At 60.8% G+C, this 12,254-nt stretch carries 10 protein-coding genes; 6 read left to right on the forward strand and 4 right to left on the reverse strand.

Features of this window, described 5'->3' with window-relative positions:
- The first annotated feature begins 221 nt into the window (after positions 1 to 221).
- Positions 222 to 2,237 (forward strand): BCCT family transporter, encoded by a 2,016-nt coding sequence (locus HJ583_RS00670; RefSeq protein WP_170019617.1) that lies wholly within the window; start codon positions 222 to 224, stop codon positions 2,235 to 2,237.
- Positions 2,238 to 2,292: 55 nt separating this feature from the next.
- Here the strand turns inward: HJ583_RS00670 and HJ583_RS00675 are convergent, their stop codons facing one another.
- Positions 2,293 to 3,318 (reverse strand): hypothetical protein, encoded by a 1,026-nt coding sequence (locus HJ583_RS00675; protein ID WP_170019619.1) that lies wholly within the window; start codon positions 3,316 to 3,318, stop codon positions 2,293 to 2,295.
- A 68-nt stretch (positions 3,319 to 3,386) separates the two neighbouring features.
- Here HJ583_RS00675 and ruvB point away from each other — a divergent pair, with 68 nt between their 5' ends.
- The 3 genes from ruvB (at position 3,387) to HJ583_RS00690 (ending at position 5,863) form a co-directional block, all read left to right on the forward strand.
- Positions 3,387 to 4,451: a Holliday junction branch migration DNA helicase RuvB gene (gene ruvB, locus HJ583_RS00680; protein ID WP_170019621.1), complete on the forward strand. Its 1,065-nt coding sequence runs from the start codon at positions 3,387 to 3,389 to the stop codon at positions 4,449 to 4,451.
- The gene (locus HJ583_RS00685) at positions 4,448 to 5,083 is read left to right on the forward strand and encodes a DUF502 domain-containing protein (protein WP_101942077.1); all 636 of its coding nucleotides are present in this window, start codon (positions 4,448 to 4,450) and stop codon (positions 5,081 to 5,083) included. The genes ruvB and HJ583_RS00685 overlap by 4 nt, the downstream gene beginning before the upstream one ends.
- 63 nt (positions 5,084 to 5,146) lie before the next feature.
- Positions 5,147 to 5,863: a UPF0149 family protein gene (locus tag HJ583_RS00690; RefSeq protein WP_170021280.1), complete on the forward strand. Its 717-nt coding sequence runs from the start codon at positions 5,147 to 5,149 to the stop codon at positions 5,861 to 5,863.
- Between the two features lie 131 nt (positions 5,864 to 5,994).
- Here HJ583_RS00690 and HJ583_RS00695 read toward each other — a convergent pair whose 3' ends face one another.
- Positions 5,995 to 7,395 carry an EAL and HDOD domain-containing protein gene (locus HJ583_RS00695; RefSeq protein WP_170019623.1) on the reverse strand — a complete coding sequence of 467 codons (1,401 nt, stop codon included), beginning with the start codon at positions 7,393 to 7,395 and terminating at the stop codon, positions 5,995 to 5,997.
- A 137-nt stretch (positions 7,396 to 7,532) separates the two neighbouring features.
- On the opposite strand from HJ583_RS00695, the gene HJ583_RS00700 reads away from it, so the two are divergent.
- Positions 7,533 to 8,135, forward strand: a complete 603-nt coding sequence (locus HJ583_RS00700; protein WP_170019625.1) for a flavin prenyltransferase UbiX — start codon at positions 7,533 to 7,535, stop codon at positions 8,133 to 8,135.
- 62 nt (positions 8,136 to 8,197) lie between these two features.
- Here the strand turns inward: HJ583_RS00700 and HJ583_RS00705 are convergent, their stop codons facing one another.
- Positions 8,198 to 8,971 carry a hypothetical protein gene (locus HJ583_RS00705; RefSeq protein ID WP_170019627.1) on the reverse strand — a complete coding sequence of 258 codons (774 nt, stop codon included), beginning with the start codon at positions 8,969 to 8,971 and terminating at the stop codon, positions 8,198 to 8,200.
- Between the two features lie 324 nt (positions 8,972 to 9,295).
- Between HJ583_RS00705 and HJ583_RS00710 the strand changes: the two genes are divergently transcribed.
- Entirely contained in the window at positions 9,296 to 10,948 is a 1,653-nt protein-coding gene (locus HJ583_RS00710) for an ABC-F family ATPase (RefSeq protein ID WP_170019629.1), read from the forward strand.
- A 158-nt stretch (positions 10,949 to 11,106) separates the two neighbouring features.
- Here the strand turns inward: HJ583_RS00710 and HJ583_RS00715 are convergent, their stop codons facing one another.
- A complete protein-coding gene (locus HJ583_RS00715) occupies positions 11,107 to 11,772 on the reverse strand; it encodes a hypothetical protein (RefSeq protein WP_170019631.1) in 666 nt (221 codons plus the stop codon).
- Between the last annotated feature and the right edge of the window lie 482 nt (positions 11,773 to 12,254).

The following is a 12,254-nucleotide window of genomic DNA, read 5'->3' on the forward strand; positions in this document are numbered from 1 at the left end:
GCCCGGGGAACTCTCCGCGTCGCCCTTGTGTCTTTAATGAAAGACATGGATGACTTGTTGATGGATGCTTTTTGCATTTTTGTTGTCCACTGCATGCCTGCCAACATCTTTAGTTGAGCAGTTTCTGTGCGCCGCGCAGCGCGCATCCCCTGCCGCAAGTTTCATGCTGTTTCTGTCCGTAGCTGACAGCGCTTGCTTGCGTGCCATGACAGGAGAATCAGATGAGTGAAGTGCGAGCGCCCTTCCACACTTTCAACCTGCCCGTGTTATTACCCAGCCTGGTTTTGATCATTGGCCTGCTGATCTTCTGTGGCAGCGATCCAGCCGGAGCCGAAGCTTTTCTGAGCAGCGTACAGGGCTGGATCGCAACACGTTTCTCGTGGTTTTACATTCTGGCCGTGTCCGGTTTCGTGATCTTCCTGCTCGGGATTGCGCTGAGTGCTTATGGCAAGATCCGGCTGGGTAGCGATGAATCCGAGCCGGAATTCAGCTTCCCTTCCTGGCTGGCGATGCTGTTTGCCGCTGGCATGGGCATCGGTCTGATGTACTACGGTGTCGGGGAGCCGCTACAGCATTTCGTTTCACCACCGCTGGGCGAGGGCAGAACGCTTTTGGCCGCGCGCGAGGCTATGAGTAGTACCTTCCTGCACTGGGGCTTCGGCGCCTGGGCCATTTATGGCACGGTGGGTCTGGTGCTGGCTTATTTTGGCTTCCGCTACAACCTGCCATTGTCGTTGCGCTCCGGTCTTTACCCGATCCTGCGCGAGCGTATCCACGGGCCGGCGGGCCATGCAGTCGACATTTTCGCGCTGTGCTGCACCTTGTTCGGCCTGGCGCCTTCGGTTGGCCTGGGCGTGGTGCAACTGGCTGCCGGGATTCATCGCCTGACCGGCTGGGATACCAGTGGTTTTGCTGTGCAGCTGGGCCTGATTGCTGGGGTGATCGTCCTGGCCGGCATTTCCGCGGCGACCGGCGTGGGCAAGGGCGTGCGGCGCCTCTCCGAGCTGAACCTGGTGCTGGCTGTGCTGCTGATGCTCTTCGTGCTGTTCGCGGGCCCAACGCAGTATCTGCTGGGGGCGTTTGGCGACAATCTGGGGCATTACCTCGGCAACTTTGCCAGCCTCAGCCTGCGCAACTTCACCTATGCGCAGGCTAACAGCGAAGGCTGGCTGACAGGCTGGACTGTTCTCTACTGGGCCTGGTGGATGTCCTGGTCACCCTTTGTGGGTCTATTCATCGCCCGCATCTCGCGCGGCCGCACGATCCGCGAATTCATCGCCGGCGTGCTGCTGATCCCCAGTGTGTTCACCTTCCTGTGGATGACGGTGTTCGGCAATTCGGTGATCTGGTTTGACATGAATGTGGCCCAGGGGGCGCTTTCTGCTACAGCAGGCAACGTCGATGCGCTGCTGTTTAGCTTCTTCGACTATCTGCCGCTACCGCTCTTGACTTCGACAGTGGCGCTGCTGCTGATCAGTGTGTTCTTTGTGACTTCAGCGGATTCTGGAGCGTTGATGCTGGACATGCTCTCGTCCCGGAGTGATCGCCCCTCACCGGTCTGGCAGCGTCTGTTCTGGGCCGTGTTGCTGGGCGTGACAGCCGCCGTGCTGATGGGTACCGGTGGCCAGAAGGCCTTGATGACCATGACCCTGATCGCGGCTTTGCCCTTTGCGGTGATCATGCTGCTGCTGGTGTATTCGTTGTGGCGCGGGCTGGCGGCGGACCATCGCCATGCGCAGCAGAAATTCACCCCTGCCAGTTCCTTCTGGAATGGCCTGCACTGGAAGCAGCGGCTGGATCAGATCCTGCACCAGCCAACCGAGTATGACGTGAAGCACTTCATCACCCGGCTGGTGCTCCCGGCGCTGGAGGAGGTGGCGGCTGAAATGCGTAGCAAGGGCTGTGCGGCGGAACTCCGTCACGAAGCGGATGGCGCCTGCGCGCTGGTGATGCCGCAAGCCAGCCTGCGCGACTTTGTGTACGGGGTGCGTCCTGTGCCACGCCCGCTGGCAGCCTTCGCATTGAATGCAACCGGTTTGCCGGCGAGCGAGCGTCGCCATACCTGGGCGCCGCTGACCTTCTTTGCGGACGGCCGCAGCGGCTACACCATCGAGTATCTGCGTCGTGAGGAAGTGATCGCTGATGTACTGCGCCAGTACGAGCGTTATCTGGCCCTGAGCCAGAGCCCGCAGGCGCACCTCATCAATACCACGCCGGAGCATCGGCCCGTGGCCTGAGGCTGACACCGGCAGTGCCCCTTGCATGCGGGCCTGCCGGTGTTTTTCTGTGTGATCAGAGCCAGCGTTCGGCGCTGTCGAGCTTGAGCTTGCGCCCCTCACCGATCAGGCTGCGATCCACCCGCAGCGGGAGGAAGGCGCGGCGTTGCGGCAACTGGCGTGTGAAGCTGACCACGCCGAATTCAACCTCCTCGCCGCTGTGGCCTTCGCAGACCACGTTCATGCTATCGAGACGCACCGTGCGCCGTTCGATCTGCAGGTGTTTGGCCGGCTCGGTCAGTACTTCCACCAGATAGCCGAGCTGGCGCTCCAGCAAGTCTTCCGAGCCCCCGAGGGCGGCGAGTTCGGCTTCATTCTCCTCAAGCTTCTGCAGCAAGGCGTGCGAGTCATCGTTGCTCACCAGCAGGCCATCCCCACCGAGGAAGGAATCCGCCCCGGCGCCGCGTTGGCGGAAGGTGGCGAGGCGGGCGCTGATCAGCTGGCGCTGCTCGGCGAGTTCGCGGCGTTGGGCCTGCTCGCCTTCCATGTGCTCCAGTGCGGTGACGGCCAGCTCATCGAGCAGGCGGCGGGCCACACTGCGCCACAGATCCTGTTCTGTGCGGGCAAACAGGCGCAGGCGCGGCTGGCGGAAGGAGAGCGCGGTCTGCGCCACATCGCGCACCACCATCTGCCCCTGCATGCCGACGCCGAAATGCCGGTTCTCTTCGTACTCCATGGCGAGCACGGCATAGATTGGATCGAGCGGCGAACTCTGGGCTGCGTAATTGCGCAGGGCGTCGCAGCTGCCGAACACTTCCTGCATGCTGTCGGCGGCGCCGAAGAATGCGTGCAATGAGGGGTCCAGCGACCAGGCGAGGGCCGTAGCGTCATGCACGGCCGGCATGTCGCCACGGCGCGCCATCAGGAACTCCAGGCAGATGCGCACCGGCCCGCTGAGCCGTTCGTAGTAGCGCGGCACCAGCGTCAGGCGTGAATCCGTCATCTTCACCAGATAGGCAATGGTGTTGTCGATCAGATCGGGGGACAGGCGTTCATCGCCGACGCTGGGGGTGCTCTGGCGGAACCAGTCGAGTAATCCCATGATGGTCTTCCTTGCGTGCTGATTTTCAAGAGTACGCCAGCCCTGTGCCCTGTGCTATGTTCCTCGTCATGATTCAAACAGATCAGATTCAGGGCACAGGCGCGCCGCGCATCGTTTCCGCCGTGACCACCACGCCGCAGGAAGACGCCATCGAGCGCGCCTTGCGCCCCAAGCGCCTGGCCGAATATGTGGGCCAGCAGAAGATCCGCGAGCAGCTCGAAATCTTCATCCACGCTGCCAAGAATCGCCAGGAAGCGCTCGACCACGTCCTGCTCTTCGGCCCGCCCGGCCTCGGCAAGACCACGCTGGCGCACATCATTGCCGCCGAGATGGGCGTGAACCTGCGCCAGACCTCCGGCCCGGTGCTGGAGCGCGCTGGAGATCTGGCCGCGCTGCTGACCAATCTTGAGCCGCACGACGTGCTGTTCATCGACGAAATCCACCGCCTCTCACCGGTGGTCGAGGAAATCCTCTATCCCGCGCTGGAGGACTACCAGATCGACATCATGATCGGCGAGGGCCCGGCGGCGCGCTCGGTGAAGCTCGACCTGCCGCCCTTCACCCTGGTCGGCGCCACCACCCGCGCCGGCATGCTCACCAACCCGCTGCGCGACCGCTTTGGCATCAATGCGCGACTGGAGTTCTATACGCCCGAGGAATTGGGTTTCATCGTCAGCCGCTCGGCCGGCTTGCTCGGTGTGGCGATCGAGGATGAAGGCGCGCTCGAAATCGCCCGCCGTGCGCGCGGAACCCCGCGTATCGCCAACCGTCTGCTGCGGCGTTGTCGTGACTATGCCGAGGTCAAGGCCGACGGCCGCATCACCAAGCTGGTGGCGGATGCCGCTCTGTCGATGCTGGACGTAGATCACCTTGGCCTCGATCTGATGGACCGCAAGATGCTCGGCGCGATGCTCGAGAAGTTCGGTGGTGGCCCGGTCGGGCTGGACAATCTGGCCGCAGCCATCGGCGAAGCACCGGACACCATCGAAGATGTGCTGGAGCCCTATCTGATCCAGCAGGGTTATCTGCAGCGCACGCCGCGTGGCCGCGTCGCCACGCCGGTGATGTGGCGCCATTTCGGACTGGTGCAGCCGAGCAGCGGTGCGCCGGATCTCTTCGAGGGCGGCCAATGAAACGCATCCTGAAGGCGCCGCTGAATACCTTCCTGGCGGGGCTGCTGGCCTCGCTGCCACTGATCCTCACCTTCATCATGCTGGGCTGGGTCGCCAATCTGATCAAGCAACTGCTTGGGCCGGGCAGCATCATCGGCGGCCTGTTCTCGGCAATCGGCCTGCAGATGGTGGAAAACGAGTGGAAAGCCTATCTGCTCGGGGTGCTGGTGTTGCTCAGCGTGGTGTTTGCTCTTGGCCTGGTGGTGCAGACCAGCTTGCGCCGCCACCTGCGGGCATTGATCGACCGCAGCGTCAAGCGCCTGCCCCTGATCGGCACGCTGTATGACGCCACGGATCGCTTCGTCGGCATGTTCGATCGCAAGCAGCAGACTGATCTGGCGGCCATGAAACCGGTGTGGTGCTTCTTCGGTGGTGAGGGCGGCACGGCTGTACTGGCCCTGATGCCCAATCCGGCGATCATCGAGTTGGGCGGCAAGCCCTACCGTACGGTGCTGGTGCCGACTGCGCCGATCCCGATCGGTGGCGGCCTGCTGTATGTGCCGGCCGAATGGGTAAAGCCGGCGGATATGGGTGTCGAGCAACTCTCCAGCATCTATCTTTCCATGGGGCTCACGGCTCCGAGCAAAGCCTGACAAATCCGGGCCGATCGAACCTGTTGTAGGCGACAATACGCTATTGACTCTCCGGTACCTGCCATGACTGCACCCCAGCTTGAAACTCCGCTGAATGACGACGAACTTGAAGAGCTCGACACGCTGCTGGACCGTTATCCCGGCTCCTGCGCGATTGAGGAACTCGATGGCCTGTTCTGCGCCCTGATCATCGGCCCCGAGACCATCCTGCCGAGTGAGTGGCTGCCGGTGGTGCTGGGCGAGGAAGAGGACGGCGAGATCAGCGAGGAAGATACCCGCCGAGTCTTCGAGCTCCTGATCCGCCACTGGAACGGCGTGTCGGCCGGCTTCCGCGAAGACTGGTCCGGCGTGTCAGCCAGTGAAGGCTCCGAGCTGATGTATTTCCCCTATCTCGAAGACCCGCTCGACAGTGGCTGGCCGCTGGCCGAAGGCTGGGCGCGCGGCTTTCGTGATGGCATGGACTGGCTCGAAGACCAGTACTGGGATGCGCTGGAAGAAGACGAAGAGTGCGTGGCGGTGCTCAACCTGATCGCCGCGTTCGATACCGGCGAGAAGTCCCCCGGCCATCCGCTCACCGAAAACGAGCGTGACGAAGTCATCAGCCTGCTGGTAGCAGGTTTGCAGTACCTCTACGTGTTCTGGCGGCGTTACCTCAAGGTGGTGAATGCCTCGCGCGAGCCGATCCGTGCCGAGGATGTGCCGGGCCGTAACGAGGAATGCCCCTGTGGCAGCGGCAAGAAGTACAAGAAGTGCTGCGGCGCGCCCGAGAAGCTGCACTGAGCAGTCTGTGGCCCCAGGCTCGGGCCGGGCGGGCTGAGTAGAAATGTGCGCCGGCTTGTGCCGGCGTAGCTTTTTGTGAGCGTCGTTACTGGGTAGTCCTAAAGGCGCAGCCTCGGGGCGTTGAGCGGTTTTTACTGCCGGGCGCGCAGGGCCGGCTGGGCGGCAATTTCGGCCACCCAGTTGATCGCTTCTACCTGGCGTGCGCTGACCTTGTTGCTGGTCAGTCCCAGCATCAGCGCGTAGCGTGCGATTTCCGACGCCACGCCGCGCTCGCAGGCGTCAGCCAGCGACAGGTACATGCCGTAAGCGCCTTCGTGGCGCAGCAGGGCGGCGTTCAGCGGTTCGGCGAGGCGCAAAGGCTTCACGGCGGTTTCAAGTGGCACTTTGAGGGCCACATCAAGCATCGAGAACAGGCCCAGCACGAACAGCTTCTCGCATTGCTCGGGCGGCAGGCGATAGCTGCCGACGAGTTCCAGGAAGCGGGCGCGGGTCAGCGCAATTTCGGTCAGGGCGGTATCGCCCATTGCACCGCCGGAGAGGAGCAACAGGGTCAGCCAGCGATCCATCTGCGCCTGGCCCAGTATCAGCAGCCCCTGCTCAATGGTAGCGATCTGCTGGTTCAGGCCGTGAGCGGCTGAATTTACGTAACGCAACAGGCGGTAGGACATGGCCATGTCCTGCTTCAAGACCCGCGCTACTTCGCGCAGATTGGTTTCCTCCTGGATCTGGTTGATCAACGAGGCCACGGTGAGCATCTGCGGTGAGAGTTCATTGCCGCCCCAGTCCTCGCGGCGGGTCACGAAGGCGCCGGAGAAACGTGTGCAGCGCAGGCGACGCGCCAGCTCGAAGTCTTCCTGAGTGTTCACATCCCAGGCGCCGAGCCGGATGCCCGGCTGCAGTTCGCGCACCTCCCGGAATAGTGCATCCGCTTCGAAGGGGGTACGCAGGGCGAGTCTCAGGGTCACGCCGCTGGCTTGTCCGAGCAGGCTGTGACACCAGGGGCTGCCGATCACGTCATCGAGCCACACCTCGTGACCGGCATCCTGCATGGCGCCCATTGCCTCGCGCAGATCTGCCGAGGCTGGCTGGCCGGTGTCATCGGCCAGCAGCAGCACACAGGCACGTGCCGGCAGCTTGCCGGTGCCCAAACGCATCAAGCTCAACTCCGAGAGTTGCACCCAGGCCTGACGCTGCCGCATCGGCGTGTGGCGCAAACTGGCGAGTTGATCCACCAGCACGCCATCGAGAAAACGGCGCGCGGCATTCCGCTGGGTCTGGATCTTGTCACGCAACTCGCCGCGCACGAAAAACTCCACACCGCGTACGGCCAATGCTTCATCGAGCACTTCGCGATGTACCAGCACTGGTTCGGCCTCCACCGTCATGCCGGCAGGCAGGGGGCGTGCCGCTATCTCGGGGATAGGCGCACCGGCTTCTTTTGCGGAAGCCGTGGTGGGCTTGGCGCGCGAAGCGACTGGAGCGGGAGTGTCGTCCAACCAGTGCTGGAAGGCGGTGATCAGTTTGCCGAGCATGGAGGCGCAGGGTTCGAATAGGGTACGTCTCGTTTTACGGCAGGAAAGGCTCCGGGTTTAGCTGTCGCGTGCTGTGCTGGATTGACCCCGCAGCCTGCAGTGCTAGGATCGATTGACTCTCACTTCTTGCCCTGACCATGAAAACCATCACTGTCGCCCTCACCGGGGCCTCCGGCATGCCCTATGGCTTGCGTCTGATCGAGTCCCTGCTGGTTGCGGGATGCCGTGTGCAGGTGGTCTACACCCAGGCTGCGCAGATCGTGGCGAAACAGGAAATGGATCTGCAGCTGGGCTCCACGCGGGAAACCGAGGCGATGCTGCGAGCGCGCTTTGCCGCAGCGGAGGGGCAGCTTGTGGTTTACGGCCGGGAAGAATGGTTTGCGCCGATCGCTTCCGGCAGCAATCCACCCGATGCGATGGTGATCTGTCCTTGCACCATGGGCACGCTGGCCGCTGTGGCGGCGGGTTTGTCGAGCAACCTGATCGAGCGTGCGGCGGACGTTTGCCTCAAGGAAGGTCGCAAGCTGGTGATCGTGCCGCGCGAAGCGCCATTCTCCACCCTGCACCTGGAAAACATGCTGCGCCTATCGAGGATGGGCACCGTGATCCTGCCGCCCAATCCCGGCTTCTACCACCATCCTCAGACCTTGCAGGATCTGGTGGACTTCGTGGTGGCGCGGATTCTGGATCAGCTGGGGGTGGCGCATCGTTTGATGGCGAAGTGGGGTGAGGTTGAGTGACCCTGACTGCAATAAAAAGCCCCGTTCGAGGACGGGGCCTTATACGAGAATGAGTCAAAGTATCACTGAACGATCTTGACACCCATTATGTTGAGACCACCAGTGCCCAAGTTGCGAATCCGAACATAAACCGTCGAAGCTGAGGTGCCGGCTTTGGCTCCGATGTCTTCCGTGGATTCGCCCTTGGAACGAATAGCAGTAGTCCCTGCCGTGTATTTTTCAGTCCAGGCGCTGCCATCAGCCGATACATCAACCGCGTAGTACAGGCTGCCAGTCGTTGCGATAAATGCGGAGAATGAGCTCAGCTTGCTCAGCTTGAAAACAGCACTGCCGCCGTCAGCGCCGCCGGCGGAGGATGCTTTCGGGACAACCAGAGCGCCTGTTTTGGTATATGTAACTCCGGTTGATGTGAGCGTGAGGCCCGAGTTCCAGCTTGTCGATGATGGTGTGGCTAGCGTGCTGCTGTAACCGAAAATGAATTCGCCGCTGTTTGCGGCTTTGCTCGCATCAAGAGAGCAAGCGGAGCCTGCTACACAACTGTCGCTTTCACCAACCAGATAATTGATTGCATTGCCATTGCTGAACCAGAACCAGCTGTCCGCATCCAGATCGGAGGCTTGGAAGAGCGTAACGGCAGCAGCGGTCGAAGAGGTCGCAGCAGCGGTCGAAGAGGTCGCTGTTGCAGCGGAGGAGGCAGCCTTGCTGGAAGCTGCAGCGCTGGAAGCTGCCGGCGTTGTCGTGCTGCTACCTGAATCATCACCACCGCCGCCACCGCAGGCGACCAGGATCAGGCTGAGGAGCAGCGCGCCGGCTGCGGGTTTGATCGAACGATGCATCTTGAGTCTCCTTCATGGATGGTCAGTCCGGGCGCTGCCCTGGCTGCGATCCTTGGTTGCTGTTGTCTGGCCGTCGCCAGACGGTCCGGACTTGTCACTGGTTTTGGTTCCGGTAACAAGTAGGAACAAATCCTACACCGATACCCTCTGGTTATGGAATTGATTAATCGCATCATTTTTTTCATTTATTACTTTGTTTTGCATTTCGGCAACAGATCAAAAAGTCAGGCAACTGCTTGAGCTGTCGGGTTTTTTTGTGCTGCGCTAGAATAGGAGGCTTTGCTGCCTGCCCCTCCGGGCAGCCGATTTCCAGGAACACCTGTCGTGCTTATCGCCAACAACATCACCATGCAGTTCGGGGCCAAGCCCCTGTTTGAAAACGTCTCGATCAAGTTCGGCGACGGCAACCGCTACGGCCTGATCGGAGCCAATGGCGCCGGCAAGTCGACCTTCATGAAGATTCTTGCTGGTGTGCTGGAGCCTTCGGCTGGCAACGTGGCGCTGGATTCGGGTGAGCGCATGGCTTTCCTGCGCCAGGATCAGTTCGCGTATGAAGATGTGCGAGTGCTGGACGTGGTGATGATGGGCCACGAGCAGATGTGGGCCTGCATGCAGGAAAAGGATGCGATTTACGCCAATCCTGAAGCCACTGAAGACGATTACATGCACGCGGCGGAGCTGGAGCATCAGTTCTCCGAATACGACGGCTACACCGCCGAGGCGCGCGCTGGCGAGTTGCTGCTGGGTGTGGGTATTCCAACCAGCCAGCACACCGGACTGATGCGTGAAGTGGCGCCGGGCTGGAAGTTGCGCGTACTGCTGTGCCAGGCGCTGTTCTCGAATCCGGACATCCTGTTGCTCGATGAGCCGACCAACAACCTGGATATCAACACCATCCGTTGGCTGGAACACGTGCTGAACAATCGCAACAGCACGATGATCATCATCAGCCACGACCGCCACTTCCTGAATCAGGTGTGTACGCATATGGCCGACCTGGACTACGGCCGCATCCAGACTTACCCCGGCAACTGGGATGACTACACGGAGGCCGCCCAGCAGGCGCGTGAGCAGCAGTCGCGTGACAATGCGCGTGCCAAGGAAAAGGTCGCCGAGTTGCAGGAGTTTGTGCGCCGCTTCTCGGCCAACAAGTCCAAGGCGCGTCAGGCGACCAGCCGCGCCAAGCAGATCGAGAAGATCAAGATCGAAGACTTCAAGCCCTCGTCGCGCCAGTACCCGTGGATCCGCTTCGATTTCGACGAGAAAGAGAAGCTGCACCGTCAGGCGGTGGAGATCGACAACCTTAGCTTCGGCTACGAGCCGGGCCAGAAAATCATCAACAAGCTCACGGTTACCTTTGATGCGGGCGACCGTGTGGCGATCATCGGTGAGAACGGTGTCGGTAAGACCACGCTGATGAAGCTGCTGGTAGGCGAGCTCACCCCGACCTCCGGCACGATCAAGTGGGCCGAGAAGGCCAAGCTCGGCTACTACGCACAGGATCATGCCAAGGATTTCGAAGTCGACGAGAACCTTACCGACTGGATCTCGGGCTATGTGCGCGAAGGTGGCTATGAAGGCGACGACGCCGAAACCCTGATTCGCGGCACGCTCGGCCGTCTGCTCTTCAAGGGCGATGATGTGAAGAAATCCGTCAAGGTGATTTCCGGGGGCGAGCAAGGCCGCATGCTCTTCGGCCGCCTCATGCTCCAGCGCAAGAATGTAGTGCTGCTGGATGAGCCGACCAATCACTTGGACATGGAATCCATCGAGTCCTTGAACTCCGGCGTAATGGACTTTGGCGGCACCCTGATCTTCGTCTCGCACGACCGCGAGTTCGTCGATTCTCTGGCTACCCGCATTCTTGAACTCAAGGAAAACGGCGAGGTCGTGGATTACCGCGGGACCTACGAGGAATATCTCGCTAACTGCGTGTTACCGGCTGAGTACGCAAAAGCTAACAAGAAACCTGCATAGACGCGTAAGTACGCAACTTACGTTATGTGGACATACCCATGACGGGCGCCGCCATGGGTTTTTTTGCTCAAAATTTAAAACCGAAAGGCTGCTAGAGCATGGTCTGGACTTGAGCCGCGAAGCGGCACAAGTCAGAAGGCAAGCGAAGCGCGGCAGCTCTATGCGCGAGGAATTGCGCTAAAGAACCCAGCCTCCCCATGCCCGAAGAAAACATCATGAAGGACGTGACTGGCCTGGGTTCGACCGAGCATGGGATCTCGCGGTAGGCCCCTGATGGTTGCTCCTTCTGCACGAGCCAAGTCTGCGCGGCGCTGGCATGCTCCGACCATGAAACTCTCGGCCCGCTGTTGCGAAATGTATTTGCGCTCTGTGAAATCCGCAGCGTCGTCGATGCTGGCGCCGAGCAGTTCGAATACTTGTGATACCGAGTAATCCAGAAGAAGGTTTTTGAGCAGCGCTGTTAATGCAACATCGCAAGGCGTAGGTAGCCCCTTCTTGAATGCGCTGACAATACAAAACTCCACGCATTCTGCAATTGCAAGCTCAAGCCACACATCTGTCAGCTCAGCTATCCAACCGTGGGGCCAAGTTCGTTTTGTAATGATCTGTTCAAGTGCATAAATAAAGGCAGGAGGGTCTTGCATCAGCAACTGCCAATGCACGCGCTCCTGACTCCAGGATAAATTGCCAGCGGTATCGTCGGGAAAGGCTTCGAGAGGGGAGTCTGGCGAAGGAGCAGCCAACTGGCTGCTGATTACTATAAGCGGGATACTGTTGCTGAAATCGAGTTGAAAGGGAGCAAAGCGCGGGTGCTCATTGCTCAAGGCGCCTACTCTTGCTGGACCAAGCCATCCACCACTGCGGACCACGCAGAGCAGCGCAAACGCCGTTCTTGCCGACAATTGTTCGGGGGATATGGCGCGAGTTGCGTAATCCCAGCGGTCCGCGCAAAACACAGCGATAGCCTTGCGTCGCTGTCGTTCAGCTTTCTGCCGATACTCTTCGCGGCGAGCAACGCAGTATGCGCATCCACAATCATGCGCTTCTCGATGTCGGCAAGCTGTACATCTGCTGACTGGCTGGCCGCGACTGGAGCCGCCGGTTCGCCCGCTAAATCGTTCGACTAGTGCTGCACCACAGGCAGGACACTGCTCGCCTGTCGGGATCGCGGGGAAATGGCGCCACAAATTTCCCGGCCCGCACTGAACCCCATATTCCTGGAGCAGTACGCGAACCGGCTCGCCGGCGTAGTACCGCATCATCAGCGTTGATAGCTGCGAGCCTGTAAGGTGATCCAGGGCGTCAA

Source organism: Uliginosibacterium aquaticum (assembly GCF_012972705.2).
Classification (GTDB): Bacteria; Pseudomonadota; Gammaproteobacteria; order Burkholderiales; family Rhodocyclaceae; genus Uliginosibacterium; species Uliginosibacterium aquaticum.